The organism is Ruminobacter amylophilus (genome assembly GCF_900115655.1).
Taxonomy (GTDB): domain Bacteria; phylum Pseudomonadota; class Gammaproteobacteria; order Enterobacterales; family Succinivibrionaceae; genus Ruminobacter; species Ruminobacter amylophilus.
Window position 1 is genome coordinate 1 of sequence record NZ_FOXF01000010.1, and the last position, 26,453, is coordinate 26,453.

The window sequence follows — 26,453 nt, forward strand, 5'->3', positions numbered from 1 at the left end:
CTGTTTGATGAAACCAGAGTGCATGATGATTACTCAATCATAGGAAGTGAATTCTGCAATTTCCTGTCAACTGTTCTATCGTTTAAATTGATTAACAAATTTGATAAGGCTGAATTACTGAACACATTTACCTATAAAAAAATCATGTCAATTTTAAAAAGAGCTAAACAAGCCAGAATTAACTCGGGTGACTGGCAACTTATTAATATGAATCCGTCTCAGGTTAAGGTACTTCAAAAGTTGTCTCTTTTACCACAAGATGAAGTACCAACTAAAAGATCTCCTGGCAGACCAAAAAAGAATGTATAGTATTACGATTTGGGAAAGTTCTAATTCATTAAAAAACAACTGACAGGTTTTACGCTTCAGCAGGAACAATGTCCGCAAATAATTTACTTAAACGAAGATTTTCACATACAATATCGGATATCATAAATTTATCAAATCCGTTCAGTTTTCCTGTCAGGATCTTATTTGATTATTCTTGGAAAGCAGGCGGTGTTTACCGAGTTGGAATTGTTTATGGGGATACTGCAGCTTCTGCGCTCCGGAAAGGAATACGAAAAAGTCTGGCCGGACAGAAAAATACTCAACAACGTATTCAGAGAAGGTCTTGTAATCAGCATTATCAGGAACTCTTCGGAAATTCTTCCGTATGTGCTTGCCGTTTCCATAATATGGGCATACTACAGCGGACACATTCTTTCCGACACCTTCAGATATATTCCCTGGATAGGATTCTTTATCATTCTGGCAAACTACATACTCATTCCTCTTACAGGATACAGATGGCTTGGCAAAAGAGCTGAACGACAGCTTACCGGAAAGACACTTGTCTGGTACAGGGAAATATGTGAACAGCTGGAAATAACCGCAGAACTTCAACCTACGGGATTGAGTCTTGCCAAAGTTCTGAAGCGAGCTTCGACAGACGACTCCACTTTCAAAAAAATCACTGAAAAAATGTAACAGGCCGTCTGAGCCGCGGGTGAGCTTGTCAGAAGGAAGTACTGTGTCAATTAAAATATTCCACGGCAAAACAGCAGATTTTTTCTGCCGCATTCATGATCATGCTTTTTCCAGGTACCTGACCGTAAAGCCTGATTCGGATGCCTGCCATTTAACGTCATAACCGCACAGTCCGACACCGTACAATCTTTCATCCGAATGTCTTGATTTATACGCAGGTCGGGGATCCTGAGCCAGAACCTCTTCTATAAGTTCTCTGAAATCAGGTATGCCTGTTTCCGCAATCTGTTTCAGTGCCTCTTCCGAAAAGGACACCTGATGCATTACCGGAGCCTCTCTTGCAAATCCGCTGACGGCTGACGGGATTGAATCAACAAACTCAATATACGGTTTAACGTCGATTATCGGAGTGCCGTTAACCATATCTGCTCCCGCTACGATGAGCGATACCTTACCGTGATTTCTGTTCACACTGAGAAGTTTCACCACGGACAGACCGAGTCTGTTAGGTCTGAACGGAGAACGGGTTGCAAAAACACCTTTGTATTCATTTCCCCCGAGTCTCGGCGGTCTGACAGTCGGTCTGAATGAATCGTCTTCATTTATTCTGTCAAACAGAAAACTTATCCACAGATGTGAAAAGTCATCAATCCCCTTAAACGCCTCTTCAGCGTCATAAGGAGGATGGAAGTGAATTTCAAAATGACCGTGACTAATCAGTGAGCTCTGTCTCGGCACTGCAAACTTTTCATCAAAAGGAGTTTCGATATAGCCTATGGATCTGACCGTAACTTCTTCCGACTTAAGGTTATTCATGCTTTTCTTCATCCTCTTTCACAAGAACGACACGTGCGTAGCATGAAACACTGCGTACACAGGCAGGAGTATCCTCAAGAGTTATACAGGTACTGTAAACCAGACCGTTACCGCCTCTTTTAAGGGCCTGAACCCTGGCATCCGAACGGGCTTCCTTCTCTGTAGGTTCAGGATCCGTTTCCCTAATCTGACAGGAAAGACCTTCCACGGTCCCCATATCCTCGTAATTAAGTTCCTGAAGCTCGTTTTTGTCGTATATTTTTACTTTTGAAATTTCAAAATAAGAAATAATGTTGTCAGGATCCAGGTTGGACTCAAATGAAAAAGACGAACATCCTGATACAATAAAAAAAGGAATTAGAAATAAACTCTTTCTTAACATGGATTTGTTGTTGAATAATTCAGAAAATTTTTGAAAGTCTAAAAGACTTGGTGGAGCTACGCGGGATCGAACCGCGGACCTCTTGCATGCCATGCAAGCGCTCTCCCAACTGAGCTATAACCCCAAGGAACGGGTGTTATTTTATAGGTGGACCTGCACATTGTCAAATATTTTTTTCAAAAACAGTTTATTTTGTATTTTTTATAACCAACAGATTATTCAAAACCGGTCAGACACTGCTGCAGCAATGTTTTCTGCCTATAATTTAGCCAAATAAAAACACTATATCAGAACAGCCAAAATTATAGTTTGCAATTGAATTTAAAACTAATTACAATTGTCTCTGTTCAATGCGGGCGTAATTCAATGGTAGAATGAAAGCTTCCCAAGCTTTACACGCGGGTTCGATTCCCGTCGCCCGCTCCAAATCATCCAAGTCTCAGTTACCTGTGCATATTCAGTTTCTGCACTACTCTGATAAATTACCTCAATATTCTTATACCATATGCCAAAACTCTTATTTTTGTGGTAATTTACTTTATTGTTGAATATTTCCGTGTAAACTTACACAGGTATTTTAGTTTTTAATCAAGAATCCTTCAGGGACACAAATATGAATAAAGCCTCTATCGAAAGAGATCACGAGATCTTAACAGCGGAAGAACTCATTTCCTTAAGAAACAAAGCCAAACAGCAGGGATTAAAGGTGGTAATGACCAACGGCTGTTTCGATATTCTGCATTCAGGACATGTCAGCTACCTGAAAGAAGCCAAGGAACTCGGGGACATTCTTATTGTGGCAGTAAATACCGATGCGTCAGTATCAAGACTTAAAGGTCCTACCCGCCCTATCAACAACACTCAGGAAAGAATGACAATTCTTTCTGCACTGCATGCCGTCGACTGGGTGGTACCTTTCGACGAAGATACCCCAAGAGAACTTATTGCAAGGGTGCTGCCTGACATACTTGTTAAGGGGGGCGACTATAAACCAGAGGACATTGCCGGTTATCATGAAGTTAAAGCCAACGGCGGTGAGGTCAGAATTCTCTGCTTTAAAAACGGCTGTTCAACAACCAATGTAATAAAGAAAATAAAATCACTCGCCTAGGATTTTACTCGAAATCATGGCACGAATAACTTTTCGTGCCTTCAGTTCATCATAAGAAACGCAAAAAGGCATGGCTCCCGAGAGTCATGCCTTTATTTAACCGAGGATATCAGGAAACTACCAGTCCTTTGAAACCCTGTCAAGCATCACATATAAAGCCTGAGCAAGTGAATCTTCTCCGAAAAAATTTCTTATAGCCGGAAAATCTTCAACTGTAGCGGCGATATACTGTTTTTCTTCATTATCAATAAGAGTCATGCGCTGGCATACAAACTTATCGTTTCTGGTCTTGAACAGTTTAAGATAACCTAAACGACGATCATCCTTATTATGACGTTCTTCAACGTTACAAATCTGCCATCCCTTAAAGGTTATATCAATTTTGCCGTCACGTTTAACAACTTCATCGGCTGGCAAATCAGAAAGTTTCTTGCATAAATCAGGGCGTTCTTTTATAAGGGCGTTTCTGTGGTCTTCTTCAGTAACCTTTCCAAGGCCGCTGGAAGAGTCAGACGCTCCTTCCTTACCTAAAATTTTATCAAAAAAACCCATTTCTATAATCCTCCCCCGACATCCTTATTTTACTGTTTTCCCATCTAAAACGGATACTCACAGCTGAGTACTAGGAAGCCTCATGATACTCTCTAAGTGCATTATCTGCACATAATACTAATTCTTCTCTAAATAATATAGCATTTTTTGCTTGAATGTACTCAGATAAAGTTCAAACATCAAATGATTTTGCTATCTAAATAATGTTTTAGCTTCCTTTTTAAACAACAGCCTACTTTATCAGTCCGGAGTTTATGGCTTTGATATCTTCTTCTGACAGCAGTCCTGAAGTATATCTGAGATTCAGCCAGCTGAGAATGTAGGTATAACGTGCACTTGCAAGATTACTCTTGGCATTGTACAGATTTTCAGTGGCATCAAGAACGTCCACAATTGTTCTGGTACCCACATCATAACCGGCTTCAGTCGCATCAAGCGCACTCTGAGCAGAAACCACGGTCTGTGTATAAGCCTTAACGGTTCCGATTGAGGCGTTTATGTTGTTGTACTGGTTATACAGTGAAGTCTGCACGGTACGATGAGTGTTTTCCAGACTTTCACTGGCAGCCACATAATTGAGTTTAGCCTGTTCAACCGCACTGGAAACCGCACCGCCGCTGTACAGAGGCATGTTGAAAGACAACCCGACAATACCGCTGTTTGTAGTACCGTCTTCCTTACCGATGGTATTTTCCTTGTAATCGGTATATTCGGATCCGAGCTGACCATACAGATCAAGAGTAGGTTCGTGTCCTGTCTGAGCCAGGCTGATCTGATCCTTGGCTATTTCCTTTTCAATCATCTTAGCCTGAAGACTTATATTGTTTTCCTCAGCTGTTTTCAGCCATGATGAAGAATTACCGGTGACACCTGGTGTTGAAAATCTGTTTACGTCCAGCTTTGAAAGATTCTTGTGTTCCATTCCTGTAAGCTGACGCAGATTTTCATATTTGTTGGCAAGATCATTTTCAGCAATTATTACCTGAGCTGTTGCAAGGTCATACGCTGCTTTTGCTTCCTGAACATCGGTATTCGCAATCAGCCCCACGGAGAACTTCTGATTTGATTCATCATAATGACGCTTCAGAGCATCGCGATCGGCTTTTTTGAATTCAAGAATATCCTGAGCTTCAAGCACTCCGAAATAAGCGCTTGCGGTTCTGATTATCAGTCCCTGCATTGCATCGTTGTACGAAAGATCCATTGCGGTAGCTCTCTTCTGGGCAATGGAACTGTTGATGTGATTTGAATGACGCCAGATAGCCTGCTGAAGAGAAACGTTACCTCCGGCCACGAAAGCTGTGCCTGCATCATTCTTATTGGTTTTCACGTAATGTGCGTCGCCGGAAAGATTGATCTGCGGCAGCATTGCGGCATCAACTTCGTTAATGGCTTCACGTGTAGCATCTCTCTGAGCCTTAACCTGAAGAACAACCGGATCTTTAGCCAAAGCCAAACCATATATGTCCATAAGATCGTCTGCATAAACAGCACCGGATAATGTTGAAGCTAAAACTGCAGACCACACTAATGATAATCGCATGACTTCCCCCTAAAAATCTACAAATAGTCTTCTGCTATTATACTAAAACTCAAAATTGATAACATGATTTTATGATGCCACTTTTGGAACATTTGTAGGCAAAAACACATATTTTTCCATAATTCGCATACGCGTAAAGCGGCCATAACACATACATTTATGTTAATTATACATACATGTATGTTAATTTTGGAAAAAATTTTTCAAATTAAGGAATAAGATGCCGTTTTTCATGAGCGGGGATGGGTTTTCTCATAAATCTTATGCATACGGCTTTTAGCCACGTGAGTATAGATCTCAGTGGTAGTCATTGATGAATGCCCCAAAAGCTCCTGTATTGATTTCAAATCCGCCCCATTGTCGAGAAGTTCCGTGGCAAACGCATGTCTTAAAGTATGAGCCGACACGTTTCTGACTATTCCGACTTTTTTTATCAGGGATTTTATGTGGAGAAACAGGTACTGTCGTGTAAACACCTTCCCTGTTTTAGGATTTACAAAAATCAGAGCCCCCTTGTACTCCGGAATCTTCCCCTCAGACATAAGCTCCTTCATCTTGGCGGTATAAAGATTAAGAACCCTTATCTGTTCATCCGATACCGGTACCTGACGTTCCTTGCTGCCCTTTCCTCTGATTTTCAGAAACTGACTTTCAAAATTTATCATGTCATACGACAGGTTCATGACTTCACTTGATCGCAGACCGGAACCGTATATGAACAGAAGAAGACATTTGTCTCTGAGTGCATCAAGAGAATCCTCACTCAGGGCATGCAGCATCTTCATCACTTCCTGATGAGACACCACTTTAGGTATTCTCTGTCCGAGTTTTGGTGTTGAAACATTTTCGAGAGGATTATCCTTTCTGATGCCTTCAACACGAAGAAATTTCATGAATGAACGAAGGGCGTTTATCGATATTACCGTTGTATTCTCCTTCTGTCTGAGCTCATCAACGGTATATGCCAGAAATGCTTCAAAATCATCAACGGAAAAATCAGTGTATGAAGTGTTTCTTCCGGAGAGGAATACAAGAAATTTTCTGACCTGATACAGATAGGTACTCAGAGTTGCCTCGGAGAGACCGAGCTCCCCCCTGATATACGACTCGTACAGACTGAGAACCTTATCCATTCAGACCATTCCTTATTATTCAACCCCTGCTGAGTACCGGCCGATAATTCCGACTATGAAAAACACTGAGACGGAACAGCCTGATTCTCTCTCAATCAGAAACATTCACACTCTAAGTATATATCCTCGGTTCTGGTTGTTACAGCATGAATAATTAAAAATGGGTTAGTCTTCAACATCTGCCAGATAACCTTTGGTTGCCAGCCATTCCCTTCTGTCAGCTTCCCTCTTGTTTTTCTTGGAAAGAAGCATGTCCATGATGCTGTAGGCCGCCTTCTCATTGGTTTCATCGAGAGTAAGTCTCACCAGACGTCTGGTGGCCGGAGCCATAGTGGTTTCTTTAAGCTGTGAAGCATTCATTTCACCAAGACCTTTGAATCGGGTAACCTCAATATTTCCCTTATGCTTGGTACTTAGCTTTTTGACCAGATTCTCCTTTTCCTCTTCATCCAGAACATAATAGCTTTCTGTTCCCTGCACCACACGGAACAGAGGAGGCATGGCCACGTAAAGATGACCTTCTTCGATAACCTTAGGGAAATGTTTGGCAAACAGGGCACAAATCAGGGTGCCGATATGCAGACCGTCAGAATCCGCATCTGCAAGAATACAGATTTTACCGTATCTCAGCCCGCTGAGATCATCAGATGAAGGGTCAAGACCAATAGCCACGGAGATATCCTGAATGGTATCAGATTCAAAAATTCTGGCCGTTTCAACATCCCAGGTATTCAGAATTTTACCGCGGAGAGGAAGAACAGCCTGATATTCGCGGTCTCTTGCACTGTTTGCGGAACCGCCTGCAGAATCACCTTCCACCAGGAACAGCTCCCCTCTTAAAGGATCTGTACAGGTGCAATCCTTCAGTTTTCCAGGCAGAGTAGGACCGCCAACCACTCTTTTTCTGTTTACGGTCTTGGCGGTTGTTGTTCTGGCTGTGGCTCTGGCAATACATATTTCAGCAATGGCATTTGCCGCTTCAATGTTGGCGTTAAGCCAGAGAGTAAAACTGTCCTTTACGGCATTCACAACCAGTGATGCACATTCTCTGTTTGACAGTTTTTCCTTTGTCTGACCGGCAAACTGAGGTTCCGGGATTTTCACCGACAGAACAAAAGAGATGTTATCCCAGGTATCGTCTATTGTTAGACTCACGTTTTTCGGTAGCATGTTGTGAATATCACAGAACTCCTTAAGAGAACTGTTGACCGCCTGTCTAAGGCCGTTGACATGAGTACCTCCCAAAGGAGTAGGAATCAGGTTGACATATGATTCCGAAACCGTTCCTGCCGACTGGCTCATCCATACGAAAGCCCAGTCAACAATCGCATCTTCCACTTCCATATGACCGGCAAAAGGCTCCGGTGAAGGAACGTATGAGGCCTCACCAAGTGCGGTAACAAGATATTCCTTTAAATCGCCCTTGAAGCACCAGCTGTATGTTTCACTGGTCAGTGTATTCAGAAAAGTAATGGTAAGCCCCGGACAAAGAACAGCTTTGGCCTTAAGCAGTGCAATCATGGAACTTACACGGAAATTTGTACGCTCAAAATACGTCGGATTCGGTTTGAAACGGATTTTTGTTCCGGTGTTCTTTTTTCCCACCTCACCTATAACATGAAGATCCTCTACCTTGTTTCCGTCGGCATATCCAATCTTATACACCTTGCCGTCACGCTTGATTTCAGCTTCAAGCTTTTCAGACAGGGCATTCACCACACTCACACCAACGCCGTGCAGACCGCCGGAGAAGGAATAGTTACGGTTTGAGAATTTACCGCCGGCATGCAGTTTACCGAAAATCAGTTCCACGGCCGGAACCTTTTCCTGAGAATGAATGTCCACAGGCATGCCTCGACCGTTATCGGCAACCTCCAGAGACTGATCCTCATACAGAACCACGTCTATTTTAGTGGCAAATCCCGCCAGAGCCTCGTCGACACTGTTGTCAATAACTTCCATACCCAGATGATTTGGTGAAGAAGTATCAGTATACATCCCCGGACGTCTGCGAACAGGATCCAGACCTTCAAGAACTTCAATCGAATCGCCATTATATTCATCTAAAACATCTGTTGACATTACCATCACCTGAAATAGAAAGAGGTTAGATACTTACAATCTTGCCTAAACCGTATTTATACTTTGATTTCATTAATATACAGCCGGACAAAAGCCTTAACTGCAGGCTTTTTCACGTCCTTTGGAGGTCTATTATAACATACTGAAATATTTGAAAGGAAAAGCCTCTTGAAATTTATCAGAGAGGCCTGTCAGGAAAAATCAGTTTATAAGGAATCGGATTATTTCAGGAAGATAGAATTCATAATGATCAAACTGATGACAGCCACCGTCCTCTATATGAACCAGTGCACTGCGTCCCAGAAGCACGCTGGCATCGACATAATCCAGCAGTTCATCCCCTCTCTGAAGAAACAGAGCCAGATTTTTTGTATTAAGCTCGTATGATTCCGCTATTTTTTTTGCATCCTCAACATGCTTTTCGGTAATTTCGAACTCATCTCCGGTATAAACGTTTATCTGCTTTCCCTTAACCTGTTCAAGGAAATTCCACGGATACACACACGGATTTATCAGTACGGCCTTAAGGTTGTACTTGGCAGACAGATACATTGACAGAAAACCGCCCATCGAACTTCCGATAAGACACACCTTTACCCCCTGGTTCAGGTACTTCTCAACAAGAGAACACATGTCGGCAAAAGCCTCTGCGGGGGTATTTGGAAGATCCATGGCATCAAAGGAAAGATCCACCTCATAGTCGTGTATGTAATCCTTTGTCTGAGTCGCCTTCACGGCTCTGGATGAGGACTTGAACCCATGAACATATAAAACCACAGTGTTATTCATTTAGTACCCGCCTATCGCAAAATCAGGTCTGAACGACTCAAAAGGCAGACGATACACATCAGTGGATATGCCTCCGTCAGGAGTGAATGTTATGTACCTCCACCCCGGTCCTTTGCTGTCCAGGCCGAAATTAAAACTTAAAGGTTCAAACTGAATACTTGTGGCAGGAGAAGAAATAAATCTTATTCCGTCTCTTACAAAATCCGTTTCCTGATGCACATGTCCGCAAAGAACAAGCTTCACTTTCGGATAGTGAGAAATAAGCTCAAGAAGTTCTTCCTTATTTCTCAGCTCATGCTGATCAAGCCATGCGCTGTTTACCCTGTAGGCATTATGATGCAGACACACAACCGTATAAAGTTCCGGATGATTATCCAGACACTGTCTGAGATAATTTAGCTCTTCCGGAGTTATCCAGCCGAAGGGTGCGTTGTAGACCTGAGTATTAAGCAGTACGAACTGCCATTTATCAACTATTACGTTCTTGGCGGCACTGACTCCCACGGTTGGGAATACTCTGGCCATTTTTGGACCGTCATCATGATTGCCCGGAAGCCAGAATACCGGCTGTGAGAAAGAATCGTGCATCATTTTGGCGAAATTGATATAGGACTGTTCGGAATAATCCTGAGCAATATCACCTGTAGCAATTATCAAATCAAATTTTCTATTCTGTCTGAGAACAGCATCAATCACAGCCTGAAGACTTCCGGCTGTATTGATACCTAAAAAGCCAGTATTCAGATCCGCAAACAGATGCGTATCAGTAAGCTGAAGGATACTGAATGCCCCGTCAGCTCTGGAAGGCTTTACATATTCTTTATCAAAATCTTGCACTGATAATAAAATCCTATATTGCTTGATGCTCCAAAAATCACCTACAGGAAAAGAAAAAGGAGCATTCCCATGCACTGTCAGAAATCACCCGTCCGACAGCAGTACGGTCATTTTGCATTACCGAATGACGCATTCTTTTATGACTGCTGTTGTTTCTGCGTTCAATATTTTTTATTGAATGATTTCCTTAAGTTAATGTTTCCCGCAAAAAGCTAAAATTAACTTCAGTTCATCTTTCCGAAACGTCTCGGATTCAAAGCGAATCAGAGCTCACCCCACCGGAAGACTGAAGAAATGATCAGTTGTGCAGCTATTGATGTATCACAAACGACACAAATTAACGAATTGATTTACTACAACAATCGAAAACAATTTTATATATATTTATAATAAAAAACGTAAAAATAAATCATAAAAACCATAAAAAAATTTTTTGTTTTTATAATTTTTGAACAATCACACATTTATTACAGAGCTACTCAGACAGAAAATTCTTTCTGATTTTTTCTCTGTGAAGGGCCAGATACTGAATTCCGATAATGGCTATGGCATTACAGAAATCCCCGTTTTCCAGCATTTCATATGCTTCAGAAAAAGGCACCGAAAAAACCCTTATGTTCTCATGCTCTGTCGCAAGTCCGTGGATCCCGCAGGCTTTTGAAGCATCAACCATACCAATGTAGAGATCGATACTTTCAGTTGATCCGCCCGGAGTAGTAAAAAAGCGGGTGGCAAACACGGCTTTACTGCATTCCACTCCGGCTTCTTCCCTGACTTCTCTAAGTACGGTATTCAGAGTATTATGCCTGTCCTTTTCATCAACAATTCCGGCTACCACTTCAAGCAGCCACGGATTCTGATCTTTTCTTATTGCCCCCGGACGGAACTGTTCGATAAGAATCACCTCATCCCTTACCGGATCATAAGGAACCAATGCAGCGGCATCACCTCTTTCAAAAATTTCACGGGACATAGGACCTATGATCGTGCCGTCAAAGCCCTCATAACTCACCGTATACCGATCCATACCAAAAAAACCTTTATACAGTGGTTCAGTTCCATGCAATGTATATTTTAAATGTTGCCGCCGCATTAATTTACCGTTTAAAAAGTTGTAAGACACGCCTCGGAATATTCCCGCAACCCTTTTCTCTGTTGATTTTACATACAACAAATTCAAAAAATTGTGAAAGAAAATGTTTTCATTATAAAAAGACAGTGATTTATAAAAATTATTTTTATCTTGCTTAACTGTCTTTCAATAAAAAACGATTAAAATCTAATCGTTTTAACATTTTTATCATTTTTTTATTACATTCTATATACTTTACACAACTCTTGCAAAGTATGACAGAGAATATGCTTCCAAATACCTTTACATTGTCTATATTTTCATCAGAAAACGTCATATTACTCATTTTTACCCACAACTGTTCCTGCTGATATTTTTGTTTTGTAAATTAGAGTAGAGTAAAATAAAACACGGAACTTGAACATCAATGCTTACACCGGCTGTTTCACGCCCACCGTTTTCACGGAACCGTGCAGTCCGCCGGTACACATACAGGATTATTTATCAAAATGTCAGCCACACTTTTAAAAAACGCTACATACATAAATGAAGGCTGTACCAGCCAGAGAGACATTCTTCTAAAAAACGGCCTGATTGAAAGAATTGACACAAGCATTCCTGCTGATGACAGCTACGAAATCATCGACTGCAGAGATATGCTTGTACTGCCAGGCGTGATAGACGACCAGGTTCACTTCCGTGAACCCGGCGCAACCCACAAGGCTACCATTGCCACTGAATCAGTGGCTGCAGTGCTTGGAGGAACAACTTCATTCATGGACATGCCGAACAACAATCCTCCGGCAGTAACCATTGAAGACATCATGGCCAAAAAGGACATAGCGGCCAGAAATTCATACGCAAACTACTCTTTCTACCTCGGTGCAACCGAAAACAACATGGAAGAAATACAGAAAATAAACCCTGCTGAAATCTGCGGCGTGAAAATCTTCATGGGTTCTTCTACCGGCAATCTTCTTGTTGACAAGGATGAGGCTCTCTACAATATATTCAAAAACTGTCATGTTCTCATAGCCACACACTGTGAAGACAATGCCCTGATTAACAAAAACATGGAAGAATTCAAGGCCAGGTACGGAGAGGAAAATTTAAAACCTTACATGCATCCTCTCATCAGAAATCACAAGGCATGCTACAAATCAACCAAGAAAGCCGTGGATCTGGCACTTGAAACCGGAGCAAATCTCCATGTTCTTCATCTTTCAACGGAAGATGAAATTGAGCTGTTCAGACCTTTTGCTGACATCAGCCTGGAACAGAGAAAAATAACAGCCGAAGCGTGTGCGCACCATCTGTTCTTCAATGACAAATCATACGAAAGACTCGGTAACAGACTGAAATGCAACCCTGCCGTCAAAACCGAAGAGGACAGAAAGGCTCTCATAAGTGCAGTGGAACAGGGAATTATTTCAATTATTGCCACCGACCATGCTCCTCATACTCTGGAGGAAAAGAATCAGCCTTTCTACAAAGCTCCGTCCGGATTACCTCTGATTCAGTATTCACTGCTGGCCGTCCTTGAACTGGTTCATCGCAATGAACTTTCTCTTGAAGCTGCCGTAACGGCTCTAAGCCATAATCCTGCCGTAAGATTCAATATCGACAGAAGAGGTTTTATAAAGGAAGGATATTTTGCCGATATAGCTGTTGTTAAAAACGAGGAATTCACCGTTAAACCTGTGGATATCGCTTCAAAGTGCAAATGGTCTCCGTTCCTGGGATACACATTCGCCAACAGAGTGATGCATACATTTGTTAACGGCAACCACGTAGTCAACAACGGAATTTTTGTTCCGAACAATATTTTCGGACGAGATCTTCGTTTTAACAGATAATCATATTGTTTCATCCCGGAACCGGCGGTTCGAAATTATCACCGGTTCCATTTTCTCTCCGTCGAACATCACTGGAATCAGTTCCTTAATGTCATTTTCAGACAGTAAACAGCATGATGTTTTCATGAAAGCATTCATATGAGTTGTGTTTAATCAGCAATTATAAAGTACACATTTCTGATAAAAAGTTGGATAATTTAACTAAAGTTTCTTTTGTATAACATTTTGATAACATTTATTGTTTTTTTATCTGGAAAAACCCTCACATTTCTTGTTAAATGCTATACTAGAATTAGTCAAGTTGTTAAAATTATAAATAAATTAGAAAAATATTGTGTAAATTCATGCCGTATTTTACTTATTTATAACAACAATGCAATTTAATAGACTTTTTTCATAAGTCAGAAGATTCGAAACAAATTATTCAGGGATTTTAATCATGTCTGCTGCAACTGTACTGATTGTTGATGATGAACCTGTAGCATGTAAAATGGCTACGTCCATATTCAACGCTGAAGGGTACGAAACCCTTATTGCCGGTAACGGTGACGAAATGCATGAGATTCTCAGCAGTCGTCAGGTCGACCTTATTCTTCTTGATATCAACCTTCCCGGTAAAAACGGGCTTATCCTCGCCAGAGAAATCAGAGAGAAGGGTGATATCGCCTTAATGTTTGTAACAGGACGTGATAACGACATTGACCGTATCCTCGGACTTGAAATCGGTGCAGATGACTACATCACCAAGCCATTCAATCCCAGAGAACTGACCATCAGAGCCAGAAACCTCATCAACAGAACAAAATCCAAAAAGGAACCTGTACAGCAGTTTGTTCCTACCGCTTCAGAAAAATATGAATTTGACGGCTGGGTTCTGGAAACCAACAGCCATGACCTGATCAGTCCGTCAGGTGTTGAAACCAGACTTCCAAGAGCCGAATTCCGCATGCTCCAGTATTTCTGTGAACATCCAAAACTCATTGTTACCCGCTCAGACCTCATGTTCTTCATGATGGGACGCGAGTTAAAGGAACATGACAGAACCGTTGACGTTACCATCAGAAAACTGCGCCGTCATCTGGACAGCGAAGATGCTCAGAATCTAATCGAAACAATTTTCGGTGAAGGTTATCGCTTCGGAGCAGACGTTAAGGTATCATAAGAAAAAATCCGGTCAATCCTTACACAAGGATTGACTGTCCACATCCCTGAGACAGTCATGCAAGAACCGGAAAACTCTTTTAAGAAGGACGTGAATCCCCTGATTCACGTTTTTTTTTGTTACCCGAATATAAAACCTGAATTCATTTTCGTAAAGGTGTGCCCCCCGTAACCTGCTGACGTAAGTATACAGCCGAAGACAAACCGGCCATATTCATAAAATAAAGCGTCACCCCACTCCGGAAGCACGAGGAAATACTTGTTCAATTCAGAGAACAGTCTTATTGATGCTCCGAAACCGCATTACATTCCGGAAAGAGTCATCACAAAATTTCTGAGTTCCTTTGTATCAGCCAGAATATCTTCCCTCAATTCGATAATTCTGCTGTTCAGAGCATATGAATCACGTTCTTTCAACAGTTCAAGTTCAATTTCCTTGGCCTTGGAGGAAACTCTTGTAAGACCTATTGAGCTGGCAGCTCCTTTAATCTTGTGAAGTTCCTTACCTGCTTCCTCAAAGCCATTCTTGTTGAAATAGCTCATGCAGTTGCCCAGATAGTCTTCAACACTGTTAAGAAACATATCTATGCCTTCACAGATAGGTCCCTTTCCCGCGATGCTGACAAACTCGTTAACGTATTTTATATTTACAATATCTGTTATCATTTATTATTCCTGATATTTTTGTAGGTTTTCTACCAGTTTACTCAAAGATAAAGGCTTGTTCATCACTCCGTCAATATGATGCTTTTCATATTCCTGCCTGTCATTTATAACATTGGCAGTCAGGGCAATCAGAGGAATCCTGCATCCCAGTTCATTAACGAACACGTCAGCCACATCAAAGCCTGTCATATCCGGTAACTGCATATCCAACAATGCAAGATCCAGCTCCTCACTCTTGAATAAATCTATAGCTTCCTGACCAGTTTTAGCCACAAATACCTTGTGTCCCAGCTTTTCCAGCATTGTTCTGGCTACAAGAATGTTTAAATCAACATCTTCAACTAGCAATACTCTCAAACTTGTTTTCACCTGTCTGCTTTCAGATACACCATCTGTCTGCTTGAAGGAGAATTTAACGGTAAAAGTACTTCCCTTTCCAAGTTCACTGTCAAGATGAACGGAACCGTTAAGTGCCTGACACAGATTCTTGGTAACATGAAGTCCGATACCGGTACCGGTTGACTGTTTTGTTCCTTCAACCTGATAGTAAAGACCGAATATCTTCTCCTGTTCTTCCTTGGCTATGCCTATACCGGTATCCGTTATCGCAAAGGAAAGTTCAGCGGCGTCTCCGTTCATATGCTGCTTCACATTAATGGTTATGCCGCCTTTCTTGGTGAATTTGATGGCGTTGCCTGTCAGATTCCAGAGAATCTGACGCAAACGTGTCGGATCAAGCAGAAGATACTCCGCCACCTTTCCTTCGACATTAAATTTGAAATCAAGGTTCTTCTGTTCCGTCATGAGATGAGACAGTGTTTCAAAATCATCCAGAAAATCCTGCCACTTGACCTTTTCATAAATTACGTTAAATGTCTGACGCTCAAACTTGTTCAGGTCAATAACATCATTGAAGATATTGCCCAGCGTAACCGCACTGACGTTGATAGCCTTAAGATTACGCATGTCATCTCCGTTAAAACGACCGGTCTGCATAAGTATGTCACTTAACCCGACTATACCGTTTAACGGTGTTCTGAGTTCATGACTCAGAGTAGATATGAAATTACTCTTATCACGTGAGGTCTTTTCAAGAAGATCCTGCTCATACTTAAGTTTTGTTATATCGTGTCCGTACAGCATGATGCCTATCAGATTACCTTCCGCATTGACAGCAGGTCTTTTTCTCATCTGATAAACCACTCCGTTTATGGTGCTTTCATACGTTACGTCACTTTTATTCATTTTCAGAATATCATCGAACTTGGCAAAGATATCATCAAGTTCATGATCATCCTTCAGAAGTTCAACAAGCTGAGCCGCATCCTTGATTCCCAGCAGTCTGAGCATATTATCGTTACATCCCTTGATATTACCGAGTTCGTCTCGGTACATAATGATATCGGGAGTGAGATCAACTATGGCAGAGAAGAACGTTGCCTGCTCTTCCAGTTCCTTTTCAACCTTCTTTTTCTGCCCGCGCAGAACTTCATGGTCTTTGGTAAGAGTAAGATTTCTGTCTCGCTGGTTAATCATGGCAACGTATGTTTTTGCCAGAGATTTCTTCATATCCTTAACCTGGGTTCTGGCATTTTCAACATCAGCGAACACCTGATAAAAGAAGAATACGACGAACGGGGTAAGAAGAGCTCCGTAGCATAGAGGCTGAATCACGTCATAAATGGAAATGGCGCCATTAAAGAAATAACTTAGGGCACAGTGTACAACGGTGATAAAAAGAGTCAGAAAAAAACCGAGCACGGCTGACAGATATACAACAGACTTCTGATACAACCTGCTTACCCAATGTTTTAACTTCTGCTCACAGACACTGTAAATATTCATGATACGTTATACCAATTCCATTTGATTTTCTGCCGTTACATTTCACTTTCTGTGAAAATACGCCGGTAACGGCAGCGTATATTACATCTTCACGACTGTCACGGGGGCTTTAATTATTGTAGTGACAGTACTCCTCAAAATTCTCAAACAGCCAAGGTTCCTTCTTTCTGAGATCAGCCAGCATTCTGCGGGTAATCAGTGTTACTCCGCCTTCAGATCTGTAGAATCTGCGTTCATCCTCTTCCTTGTTTTCTCCGACTACCAGATTTCTAGGAAGCTCGCAGCCCCTGTCCAGAATAACCCTGGTTATACGGCAGCCTCTGTGAATAACACAGTCAGGGAAGGCTACGACTTCGTTTATAAAGGTAAAAGAATGTACGCGTACGTTATAAAACAGCACGCTCGAACAGATCGATGAGCCACTGATAATCACACCAGCGGCGATTACGCTGTTTCTGAGGATGGTTGAAGCTCCGTTCAGATCCTGTACATACTTTGCACTAGGAAGCTGCATCTGGTATGTCCATATCGGCCAGTCCTGGTCATATATATCCAGATCCGGTGTTACAGATGCAAGGTCCATATTGGCCGCCCAGAACGAATCCACGGTTCCGACATCTCGCCAGTAAATCTGATTCTTGGCTCTGTTGCACACGCAGGAAATACTGAAATCATGAGCATGAGCCTTACCCTGACTTACCAGACGGGGAATGATGTCCATGCCGAAATCATGACTGGAATCTTCAGTCTGCTCATCCTCATAAAGTACGTCATAGAGAAATTTAGCATCAAAAACATAAATACCCATGGATGCCAGGCACATCTTATCATTGTTTGGCATTGTTCTCGGATTCTTTGGCTTTTCATCAAAGCTGGTGATCAGTCCGTCATCGTTTACAGTCATGATTCCGTAAGAACTTGCCTGTTCTTTCGGAATAGGCACGCATGCTACCGTCAGAGGACCTCCGTGCTGAAGATGATCCAGAACAATCTTGGCATAATCCATCTTGTACACATGGTCACCGGCCAGAATCAGTATGTACTGAGGACGGTGATCCTTGATTATGTCAATATTCTGATATACGGCATCTGCTGTCCCCCTGTACCAGTGAACCTCATCAATTCGCTGCTGGGCAGGAAGCAGATCCAGAAATTCATTGAACTGGTTACGCAGAAAAGACCACCCGGCCTGAAGATGTCTTAACAGACTGTGTGACTTATACTGCGTTACCACACCTATTTTGCGGATTCCCGAATTAATGCAGTTGGATAATGCAAAATCGATAATTCTGAATTTACCGCCGAAATATACAGCAGGCTTGGCTCTGGTATCAGTCATCTGATGTAATCTGCTGCCTCTGCCTCCGGCTAAAATGATAGCCATGGTCTTTTTGCTGGCCTGACGTGCACTTAATGATTCTGCCATTTCAACATTTCCAATATTCGAGAAAAAAATAAATCAGTTTCAGCTTTTCCGCAAACGGAAAAGCATCAATTAAAACACATACAGAACAATTATACAAAACATTTACAAATTACTTTGAGCATTGCTCCACAGTTTGTCAATGTTAAATCCCGACTTTCAGGAAAATTCATACTGAGAAATCCGAAAAAAAGCCTAACCTCTGCTGATGCCGTCATATATGTACGGTCTGCCTATGGCCGTCCCCTGCCCTCCTTTTTCAGCAAGTATCTCTCCGATTTTATCTATGCACGGCCACCGCTGCGTAGACCACATGGGAGCTATAAGCGAAGCATCCTGAACGGAAGCCCCTATTCGTTCATACATGATTTCCGGCGGTGTATACTGAATCAGTCTGGCGGCGATTTCCGCATATTCATCAAGTTCAAGAACCGATATTTCTCCCCTGCGGTACATCGCGGCCATGGCACTGCCTTTAACAATGTGCAGCTGATGGAGCTTAAGGGCGTCCACACCTTCATCAATTACCATCTGCAGTGTGGTGAGATTATGAATCAGTTCCTCTCCAGGAAGACCTATTATCAGGTGAGCACAGACCTTTATCCCTCGACTTCTGGCACGGTTGACCGTATCCGCGTACTGAGAAAAATGATGATGTCTGTTTATCAGATCCAGAGTTTCGTCAATCGCACTCTGCAATCCAAGTTCGAGCCACACCTCCTTCCCTTCATCCTGATATCTTTCCAGCAGATCCAGTACTTCATCGGATACGCAGTCCGGTCTGGTTCCTACGCATATTCCGACAATATTGGGATATTCCAGAGCTTCTGAATACATTCTTTTCAGCAGCTGAAGCTCCGCATAGGTGCTGGTGTATGCCTGAAAATAGGCAAGAAATATTTTTGAACGTTTTTCAGGAGCCTGTGCCAGCTGTTCCGAAATTGACAGGCTCTCTTTACCTTCCCCGGAAAAAGAAGATATATTGCAGAATGTACACCCGCCTCTGCCGAGAGTTCCGTCGCGATTGGGGCAGGTGAAATTGCCGCTTAACGACAGTTTCTGCACCCTCTGTCCGAAACGTCTTTTAAGATAATCACCATAGGTATTCAGATACTGATTAATATGCATATACTGTTACAAACCGAAAAACTCACATGCGTAAAATACTGCAAAACAGAAAAACAATCCTCACAGGCAGTGTGGCGGCAGATGACTTATTTTTCCACAACTTTTAAATGTACTGTGAAATATTAACTTAAAACTTAAAAAAAACAAATATCCGCCATGTCATTCTCCTGTCCGCAATAATTCACATCAATTTATCGAGACATAAAAAAAGAGTGAACGGAAGCAGATAGTTTCCCGTTCACCCTTCTTAAAAAGCCTTTTATGCTATTTTATCAGCATGCCGGCAGAAGACTCATACCCATAAGATACTTATCCACAGCTCTGGCACAGCGACGACCTTCACTCATTGCTCTCACAACCAGTGACTGACCGCTTCTCATGTCCCCTGCGGCAAACACCTTTGGAACGCTGGTCATAAAACCTGATTCAACATCAGGATCCGGCACTGCAGCCGCATTGCCTCTGGCATCTCTGGCGACTCCGAATCCGTCCAGAACGGCATCCAGCGGATGAACAAAGCCCATTGCCAGGAATACGTAATCAGCCTTCAGTTCGTGTTCAGTTCCTTCCTTGTTGACCAGTTTTCCGGCCTTGAATTCACATTCACTTACCTTGAGAGCAGTAACCTTTCCGTCCTTACCGATAAACTCATTGGTATTCAGGCTGTACAGTCTTTCACAACCTTCCTCATGAGAGGTGTAGGTTCTGAAGATTCTCGGCCATTCAGGCCATGTGGCCAGTACGTCATATTCAACAGGAGGCTTTGGCATAACTTCAATCTGAGTTACTGAAGCCGCGCCCTGTCTGTTGGCAGTACCCACGCAGTCGGCACCGGTATCACCGCCGCCGATAACCACCACATGCTTACCCTTAACATTGATAGGGTTCTTACCGCCGCCGTTAACTTCCTTGTTCTGACCGATAAGATATTCCAGAGCAAAATGAATATTGCCCAGTTCTCTTCCCGGAGCCTTCAGATCTCTAGGAGTTTCTGAACCTCCGCATAGAGCAATGGCATCAAAGTTATCCATAAGTTCCTTTGGACTTACAACAGCAGTAGCATCACAGCGAACACCGTGAGGCAGTTTGTCTGTATCGGCAACAAGGGTACTGGTACGGAAGGTAATGCCTTCTGCTTCCATCTGATCCATACGACGATCAATGAGAGACTTCGGAAGCTTGAAATCAGGAATGCCGAATCTCAGAAGTCCGCCGATATGATCATTCTTTTCAAAAACAGTCACGTCATGACCTGCACGGGCAAGCTGCTGTGCACATGCGAGACCGCTAGGACCTGAACCGATTACGGCAACCTTCTTTCCGGTTTTAACTGTAGGAATCTGAGGTTTAACATAGCCGTGTTCCCATGCGTAATCAATAATCTTGCGTTCAATAGAACGGATCCCCACGGAAGTGGTATCTTCAGCGGTACCTACTGTTCTGCCGCAGATACCCACGCTGCACGCAGCTTCACAGAGAGCCGGGCATACACGTCCGGTAAATTCAGGGAAACTGCTGGTACTGTGCAGAACCTTGATTGCAGTCTGGTAATCCCCCCTGTAAACAAGATCATTGAAGTCAGGGATGTTGTTGTGCACCGGACACTTGTTGTTACAGAAAGGAACACCGCAGTCCATACATCTTGCCGCCTGAATTGTAGCTTCATCATCTGTCAGGCACGGGGTGAACTCGTTAAAATTCTTAACACGTTCAGCAACACTGAGGTGCTTGTCATTTATGCGAGCATATTCCATAAATCCTGTTGGCTTACCCATTTACACACCCTCCTTACTGTTAGACTGCAACACAAGTGCATGACGGTATTCTTTAGGGAATACCTTTACAAAATCGCTGAGGCTGTCCGCCCAGTTGTTTAAAATATCCTTGGCTCTCTGACTGCCTGTCAACTTGGCATGATTTTCAACAAACTTTCTCAGAATGTCTTCATCAGCCATGCCGCAGTGACGAGGTTCGGCCACGTTCTGTGCTGAAGAAGGAAGAACCTTTTCCAGATCTACGGAAGTCAGGTTGCATGAATCAGCAAATGTACCATCAGGATCATAAACATAGGCAATACCGCCTGACATACCTGCCGCAAAGTTACGTCCGGTCTTGCCCAGAACGATAACGGTACCGCCGGTCATGTATTCACAGCCGTGATCACCAACACCTTCAACTACAGCTGTTGCACCTGAATTTCTTACGCCGAATCTTTCACCGGCCACACCGCTGATATAGGCTTCACCGCTGGTTGCACCATAGAAGCAGGTATTACCGCAGATGATATTTTCATAAGAGTTGGCGGTGAAATCACGACGAGGATGAATAATCAGCTTACCGCCTGACATACTCTTGCCGACATAGTCGTTTGCTTCACCGGTAAGTTCAACGGTTATACCACCGCAGAGGAAGGCAGCAAATGACTGACCTGCAGTACCGGTCAGACGAAGAGTTATGGTATCGTCTGCAAGACCGTGGTCACCGTATTTTTCCGCAACGGCACCGGAGAGCATGGTACATGCCGTACGGTTCACGTTGGTGATTCTGCCGGTAAACTCAACCTTTTTACCCTTATTGATGGCATCTGCCGCACTTGAGATAAACTCGTTATCCAGCGCCTTTTCCAGACCGTGATCCTGGAATTCAGAATGTCTGATTGCAGTGCTTTCAGCTCTTTCAGGCTGATAGAAGATCTTGGAGAAATCCAGCCCCTTAGCCTTCCAGTGTTCGATACCCTGACGCTTGTCAAGATATTCTGAATGACCGATAAGATCATCAAACTTTCTGATACCCATGGAAGCCATGATCTGACGAACTTCTTCAGCAACGTAGAAGAAATATCTTACAACGTGTTCCGGACGACCGGCAAAACGCTTACGCAATTCAGGATCCTGAGTTGCCACACCTACCGGACAGGTATTAAGCTGACACTTTCTCATCATGATACAGCCTGATGCAACCAGAGGAGCAGTAGCAAAACCGAATTCATCCGCACCGAGGAGAGCACCGATAACAACGTCTCTACCTGTCTTGAGCTGACCGTCAACCTGTACTCTTACACGACCACGGAGACGGTTAAGAACCAGGGTCTGCTGAGTTTCAGACAAACCGAGTTCCCAGGCGGAACCTGCGTGCTTGATTGATGATGCAGGTGAAGCACCTGTACCGCCGTCATGACCTGCGATTACGATATGATCCGCCTTGGCTTTGGCAACACCTGCCGCAACGGTACCGATACCCACTTCTGATACCAGCTTAACTGAAATTGAAGCCTTCGGATTAACATTCTTCAGGTCGTGAATCAGCTGAGCCAGATCTTCAATTGAGTAGATATCGTGATGAGGTGGAGGAGAAATAAGACCTACACCAGGAACTGAGTGACGGAGGAAACCGATATATTCGGAAACCTTGTGTCCAGGTAACTGACCGCCTTCACCAGGCTTTGCACCCTGTGCCATCTTGATCTGAATCTGATCAGCGTTCACACAGTATTCAGCGGTTACACCGAAACGTCCTGAAGCAACCTGCTTGATGGCGGAACGGAGACTGTCACCAGGTTCAAGTTCAATATCTCTTGCCACACGGCCTTCACCAATGATTTCAGAAAGCTTGGTCTTCTTGGTTACCGGCTGGAAACGTCTTGCGTCTTCACCGCCTTCACCGGTATTGGACTTACCGCCGATACGGTTCATGGCAATGGCCAGATTGGTATGGGCTTCAGTAGAAATAGAACCGAGCGACATTGCACCTGTAGCAAAACGCTTAACGATTTCCTTTGCAGGCTCTACTTCATCAATGCTGATTGGACTGAACGGAGACTTGATTTCAAAGAAACCGCGAAGAGTCAGATGTCTCTTGGTCTGATCATTAATGATCTGAGCATATTTCTGATAGGTTTCGGCATCATTCTGACGTACTGCATGCTGCAGATTTGAAATGGCGTCTGGAGTCCACAGGTGATCTTCACCTCTTACACGGACGCTGTATTCACCGCCGACATCAAGGCTTTCAGCAAGAAGAGGATCCTTACCAAAGGCCGCGTTATGAAGATTAATGGCTTCCTGTGCGACTTCAAACAGACCAACACCTTCCACATTGCTTGCGGTATTGGTGAAGTACTTGTCAACAAATTCACGGGTAAGACCGACAGCTTCAAACACCTGAGCACCGGTGTATGACATATAGGTTGAAATACCCATCTTTGACATGGTCTTGCACAGACCTTTACATACGGCCTTGATGTAATGATGGATGTAATCTTCTTCAAGAGCCTTGTCACCCTTGGCAAGATCACGGAGGGTTTCAATGGCAAGATACGGATGAACCGCTTCAGCACCGTAGCCTGCGAGAAGAGCAAAATGATGAACTTCTCTGGCACTGCCTGTTTCAACAACCAGACCGGTACTGGTTCTCAGACCGGCGTTAACCAGACGTAAATGAACTGTAGAAGTAGCAAGCAGAGCCGGAATTGCCACACGATCCCTGCATACCTTGCGGTCGGTAACAATCAGAATGTTGGCGCCAGCCTTAACGGCATCTTCAGCTTCGCACGCAAGACTTGCAAGACGTGCTTCGATACCTTCCTTGCCCCATGAAAGAGGATAGGTGATATCAAGCTCATATGAACGGAACTTGCTGTCTGTGTACTTGGCGATGCTGCGGATCTGTTCCATGTGCAGTTCGCTTAAGATCGGCTGTTCGACTTCAAGTCTGATAGGAGGATTGATATCGGTGGAATTCAGCAGATTTGGTCTTGGTCCGATGAATGACAGCAGAGACATTACCATTTCTTCTCTGATCGGGTCGATTGGAGGATTGGTTACCTGAGCAAACACCTGACGGAAGTAATCGTAAAGGGTCTTGTCCTTCTTTGCCATTACTGCAAGTGCGGCATCGTTACCCATTGAAGCAAGAGGTTCCTGTCCGAGCTTTGCCATCGGAAGCATAATTTTGTTGATGTCTTCATTGGTATAACCGAACAGCTGCTGCATATCAAGAAGTGATGCTTCATGAGCAATAGGTGCAACGTTTCCTGAACGTTCGTCCAGTTCACCGATCTTGATGCGAATCTTATTGATCCATTCGCTGTATGGCTTTGCTGTTGCAAGGCTGTTCTTGATTTCTGAGTCGTCAATGATGCGCCCCTGTTCCATATCAATGAGGAACATCTTACCCGGCTGCAGACGCCATTTCTTCAGAATTCTTGAATCTTCGATAGGAAGAACGCCGGATTCAGATGCCATAACCACCAGATCGTCCTTGGTTACCAGATATCTGGCAGGACGGAGACCGTTACGGTCGAGTGTAGCACCTATCTGACGGCCGTCGGTAAAGGCTACGGCTGCAGGGCCGTCCCACGGTTCCATCATTGCGGCATGATATTCATAGAAGGCATGACGCTTCGGATCCATGGTGGCATGCTTTTCCCATGCTTCGGGAATCATCATCATTACGGCGTGTGCCAGTGAATAACCGCTCATGGTAAGAAGTTCAAGAGCATTATCGAAAGATGCGGAATCTGACTGCCCCGGATAAATCAGAGGCCATACCTTTTCCAGATCATCACCTAAAACAGGAGAATGAACGCATTTTTCTCTTGCTCTCATCCAGTTGACATTACCGCGAACGGTGTTGATTTCACCATTGTGCGCAATCATGCGGAACGGATGAGCCAGATCCCATGACGGGAATGTATTGGTAGAGAATCTCTGATGAACCATCGCAAGTGCAGACTGGCATCTGGTATCAGCAAGATCTCTGAAATATGTTCCAACCTGATCAGCCAGAAGCAGACCTTTATACACAATGGTTCTGGCAGAGAAAGAAGGAATATAGAATTCATGACAGTGTCTCAGGTTAAGATTCTTAATAGCCTTAGAACTGCGTTTTCTGATTATATAGAGTTTTCTTTCAAGAGCGTCTGTTACCAGAACATCCTTACCGCGACCGACAAAAATCTGTCTGATTACAGGTTCTGTAGCCTTTACGGTCGGAGACATCGGACAGTCGGTATCTACCGGCACGTCTCTCCACCCCAGAACAACCTGACCTTCTGCTCTTACGGCACGTTCGATCTCTTCTTCACAGGCCTTGCGTGAAGCGGCTTCACGAGGTAGGAAAATCATACCGACGCCGTATTCGCCTGCAGCCGGCAACTTCACTCCCTGCAGAATCATATCATCACGATACAGCTGATCAGGTATCTGAATCAAAATACCTGCACCGTCACCCTGTAATGGGTCGGCACCTACAGCACCTCGGTGATTGATATTTTTGAGTATAAGCAAACCCTGCTCAACAATACTATGACTCTTAATCCCCTTCATATGAGCAACGAAACCGACGCCGCATGCGTCATGCTCATTGGCAGGATCATAAAGCCCCTGGCTCTTAGGTAATGCTGAATCCATCACATCAAATCCTCTATATAACAACAATGTTGCCATTTATTCGAAACAGCCTAGCCGCTCCGATACAAAATGACAAACCTAAAAAATTATGTCTATATCCACTTAAGATATAAAAATTCTCACTTAATCAGTGCATTAAGCATAATTCATGCCACATAAAAGATTGTTTTAAATAAATATTTATTCATTTTTTATTTTCCAGGGAAAAGCCAGTCTACGAAGTTTGTTTTCAGAACAAAAACATGCATTATATTGTATGTAATATATAAATATTCTAGTTTTATCAAAAACACAACTTAATCACTTTAACAGCAGTTCAAATCATTATTTTAAATAATTATGTATTTATTATGAATAATTATTCATTTTACACTTAAAAATACCTGCCGAAAATTATTCTCCTTTTCTAAGCGCCCCAGATCCGGTTAAATTGCACTTTATTAGCGCACAGAAAAAGAACATCTTCCTACATTAGTCACATATTCAGTGCCATCAGGCCGATGGTTGAATTTTAACCGCCAGCAGTTTTTATCTTCTGTCATGTTTTTATTTGGTTCATTCTGCACCAAGAATGTGCACATTCAGATATCTTTAAACAAATCTTAATCACAAGTTAAGATTCATTATCCTTTATATATATAACACTGGCAAAATCCCGCCTGCGAAACACGTAACCTC

18 protein-coding genes, 2 tRNA genes and 2 pseudogenes are annotated in these 26,453 nt (G+C 43.1%); 6 read left to right on the forward strand and 16 right to left on the reverse strand.

All coding sequences use genetic code 11. From position 1 onward, the window contains the following. Positions 1–309 (forward strand): annotated as a pseudogene (locus BMY80_RS12350) (transposase); the annotation flags it as partial. A gap of 165 nt (positions 310–474) precedes the next feature. Then, positions 475–969: a DUF412 family protein gene (locus BMY80_RS04085; protein ID WP_093141166.1), complete on the forward strand. Its 495-nt coding sequence runs from the start codon at positions 475–477 to the stop codon at positions 967–969. 99 nt (positions 970–1,068) lie between these two features. On the opposite strand, the gene tsaA is transcribed toward BMY80_RS04085, so the two are convergent. The 3 genes from tsaA to BMY80_RS04100 form a co-directional block, all read right to left on the reverse strand. After that, entirely contained in the window at positions 1,069–1,785 is a 717-nt protein-coding gene (gene tsaA / locus BMY80_RS04090) for a tRNA (N6-threonylcarbamoyladenosine(37)-N6)-methyltransferase TrmO (protein WP_093141169.1), read from the reverse strand. Beyond that, positions 1,778–2,167 carry an Rcs stress response system protein RcsF gene (rcsF, locus tag BMY80_RS04095; protein ID WP_031578992.1) on the reverse strand — a complete coding sequence of 130 codons (390 nt, stop codon included), beginning with the start codon at positions 2,165–2,167 and terminating at the stop codon, positions 1,778–1,780. The genes tsaA and rcsF overlap by 8 nt, the downstream gene beginning before the upstream one ends. 48 nt (positions 2,168–2,215) lie before the next feature. Beyond that, positions 2,216–2,291 (reverse strand) — tRNA-Ala (locus BMY80_RS04100). 228 nt (positions 2,292–2,519) lie between these two features. Between BMY80_RS04100 and BMY80_RS04105 the strand changes: the two genes are divergently transcribed. Beyond that, a tRNA-Gly gene (locus BMY80_RS04105) sits at positions 2,520–2,593 on the forward strand. A 259-nt stretch (positions 2,594–2,852) separates the two neighbouring features. Next, a pseudogene (rfaE2, locus tag BMY80_RS04110) lies at positions 2,853–3,278 on the forward strand (D-glycero-beta-D-manno-heptose 1-phosphate adenylyltransferase); the annotation flags it as partial. A gap of 117 nt (positions 3,279–3,395) precedes the next feature. On the opposite strand, the gene BMY80_RS04115 reads toward rfaE2, so the two are convergent. The 7 genes from BMY80_RS04115 to BMY80_RS04145 form a co-directional block, all read right to left on the reverse strand. Continuing rightward, positions 3,396–3,830 (reverse strand): hypothetical protein, encoded by a 435-nt coding sequence (locus BMY80_RS04115; protein WP_031578990.1) that lies wholly within the window; start codon positions 3,828–3,830, stop codon positions 3,396–3,398. A 232-nt stretch (positions 3,831–4,062) separates the two neighbouring features. Then, positions 4,063–5,373: a TolC family outer membrane protein gene (locus tag BMY80_RS04120; RefSeq protein WP_093141171.1), complete on the reverse strand. Its 1,311-nt coding sequence runs from the start codon at positions 5,371–5,373 to the stop codon at positions 4,063–4,065. Positions 5,374–5,603: 230 nt separating this feature from the next. Continuing rightward, a complete protein-coding gene (locus BMY80_RS04125; RefSeq protein WP_093141174.1) occupies positions 5,604–6,506 on the reverse strand; it encodes a tyrosine-type recombinase/integrase in 903 nt (300 codons plus the stop codon). Between the two features lie 165 nt (positions 6,507–6,671). Next, positions 6,672–8,588: a DNA topoisomerase IV subunit B gene (gene parE / locus BMY80_RS04130; protein ID WP_093141177.1), complete on the reverse strand. Its 1,917-nt coding sequence runs from the start codon at positions 8,586–8,588 to the stop codon at positions 6,672–6,674. Positions 8,589–8,789: 201 nt separating this feature from the next. Continuing rightward, positions 8,790–9,377 (reverse strand): YqiA/YcfP family alpha/beta fold hydrolase, encoded by a 588-nt coding sequence (locus BMY80_RS04135; RefSeq protein WP_031578986.1) that lies wholly within the window; start codon positions 9,375–9,377, stop codon positions 8,790–8,792. Beyond that, positions 9,378–10,214 (reverse strand): 3',5'-cyclic-AMP phosphodiesterase, encoded by an 837-nt coding sequence (gene cpdA / locus BMY80_RS04140; protein ID WP_093141180.1) that lies wholly within the window; start codon positions 10,212–10,214, stop codon positions 9,378–9,380. A 475-nt stretch (positions 10,215–10,689) separates the two neighbouring features. Further along, positions 10,690–11,307, reverse strand: coding sequence for an NUDIX domain-containing protein (locus tag BMY80_RS04145; protein ID WP_093141183.1), 618 nt, complete (start codon positions 11,305–11,307; stop codon positions 10,690–10,692). A gap of 488 nt (positions 11,308–11,795) precedes the next feature. Between BMY80_RS04145 and BMY80_RS04150 the strand changes: the two genes are divergently transcribed. Both BMY80_RS04150 and arcA read left to right on the forward strand, forming a co-directional pair. After that, a complete protein-coding gene (locus BMY80_RS04150) occupies positions 11,796–13,142 on the forward strand; it encodes a dihydroorotase (RefSeq protein WP_093141186.1) in 1,347 nt (448 codons plus the stop codon). Between the two features lie 439 nt (positions 13,143–13,581). After that, positions 13,582–14,304, forward strand: coding sequence for a two-component system response regulator ArcA (gene arcA, locus BMY80_RS04155; RefSeq protein ID WP_031578981.1), 723 nt, complete (start codon positions 13,582–13,584; stop codon positions 14,302–14,304). Between the two features lie 302 nt (positions 14,305–14,606). Here arcA and BMY80_RS04160 read toward each other — a convergent pair whose 3' ends face one another. From BMY80_RS04160 to gltB, 6 genes are all read right to left on the reverse strand, one after another. After that, positions 14,607–14,969 (reverse strand): Hpt domain-containing protein, encoded by a 363-nt coding sequence (locus tag BMY80_RS04160; RefSeq protein WP_031578980.1) that lies wholly within the window; start codon positions 14,967–14,969, stop codon positions 14,607–14,609. Positions 14,970–14,972: 3 nt separating this feature from the next. Then, entirely contained in the window at positions 14,973–16,814 is a 1,842-nt protein-coding gene (locus tag BMY80_RS04165; protein WP_093141189.1) for an ATP-binding protein, read from the reverse strand. Between the two features lie 109 nt (positions 16,815–16,923). Next, the gene (gene glgC / locus BMY80_RS04170; protein WP_037318820.1) at positions 16,924–18,240 is read right to left on the reverse strand and encodes a glucose-1-phosphate adenylyltransferase; all 1,317 of its coding nucleotides are present in this window, start codon (positions 18,238–18,240) and stop codon (positions 16,924–16,926) included. Positions 18,241–18,432: 192 nt separating this feature from the next. Continuing rightward, positions 18,433–19,365, reverse strand: a complete 933-nt coding sequence (mnmL, locus tag BMY80_RS04175; RefSeq protein ID WP_093141192.1) for a tRNA modification radical SAM protein MnmL/YtqA — start codon at positions 19,363–19,365, stop codon at positions 18,433–18,435. Between the two features lie 272 nt (positions 19,366–19,637). Continuing rightward, a complete protein-coding gene (locus tag BMY80_RS04180; protein WP_093141195.1) occupies positions 19,638–21,140 on the reverse strand; it encodes a glutamate synthase subunit beta in 1,503 nt (500 codons plus the stop codon). Beyond that, positions 21,141–25,775, reverse strand: a complete 4,635-nt coding sequence (gltB, locus tag BMY80_RS04185; protein ID WP_093141198.1) for a glutamate synthase large subunit — start codon at positions 25,773–25,775, stop codon at positions 21,141–21,143. Positions 25,776–26,453: the final 678 nt, after the last annotated feature.

Excerpts from the sequence above, each read along its gene's own strand:
- BMY80_RS04180 (WP_093141195.1), bottom strand. The coding sequence starts at position 21,140 with ATGGGTAAGCCAACAGGATTTATGGAATATGCTCGCATAAATGACAAG.
- BMY80_RS04135 (WP_031578986.1), bottom strand. The coding sequence starts at position 9,377 with ATGAATAACACTGTGGTTTTATATGTTCATGGGTTCAAGTCCTCATCC.
- mnmL (WP_093141192.1), bottom strand. The coding sequence starts at position 19,365 with ATGCATATTAATCAGTATCTGAATACCTATGGTGATTATCTTAAAAGA.
- BMY80_RS04125 (WP_093141174.1), bottom strand. The coding sequence starts at position 6,506 with ATGGATAAGGTTCTCAGTCTGTACGAGTCGTATATCAGGGGGGAGCTC.
- rcsF (WP_031578992.1), bottom strand. The coding sequence starts at position 2,167 with ATGTTAAGAAAGAGTTTATTTCTAATTCCTTTTTTTATTGTATCAGGA.
- BMY80_RS04120 (WP_093141171.1), bottom strand. The coding sequence starts at position 5,373 with ATGCGATTATCATTAGTGTGGTCTGCAGTTTTAGCTTCAACATTATCC.
- parE (WP_093141177.1), bottom strand. The coding sequence starts at position 8,588 with ATGTCAACAGATGTTTTAGATGAATATAATGGCGATTCGATTGAAGTT.
- glgC (WP_037318820.1), bottom strand. The coding sequence starts at position 18,240 with ATGGCAGAATCATTAAGTGCACGTCAGGCCAGCAAAAAGACCATGGCT.
- gltB (WP_093141198.1), bottom strand. The coding sequence starts at position 25,775 with ATGGATTCAGCATTACCTAAGAGCCAGGGGCTTTATGATCCTGCCAAT.
- BMY80_RS04145 (WP_093141183.1), bottom strand. The coding sequence starts at position 11,307 with ATGCGGCGGCAACATTTAAAATATACATTGCATGGAACTGAACCACTG.
- tsaA (WP_093141169.1), bottom strand. The coding sequence starts at position 1,785 with ATGAATAACCTTAAGTCGGAAGAAGTTACGGTCAGATCCATAGGCTAT.
- BMY80_RS04160 (WP_031578980.1), bottom strand. The coding sequence starts at position 14,969 with ATGATAACAGATATTGTAAATATAAAATACGTTAACGAGTTTGTCAGC.
- BMY80_RS04150 (WP_093141186.1), top strand. The coding sequence starts at position 11,796 with ATGTCAGCCACACTTTTAAAAAACGCTACATACATAAATGAAGGCTGT.
- BMY80_RS04115 (WP_031578990.1), bottom strand. The coding sequence starts at position 3,830 with ATGGGTTTTTTTGATAAAATTTTAGGTAAGGAAGGAGCGTCTGACTCT.
- BMY80_RS04165 (WP_093141189.1), bottom strand. The coding sequence starts at position 16,814 with ATGAATATTTACAGTGTCTGTGAGCAGAAGTTAAAACATTGGGTAAGC.
- arcA (WP_031578981.1), top strand. The coding sequence starts at position 13,582 with ATGTCTGCTGCAACTGTACTGATTGTTGATGATGAACCTGTAGCATGT.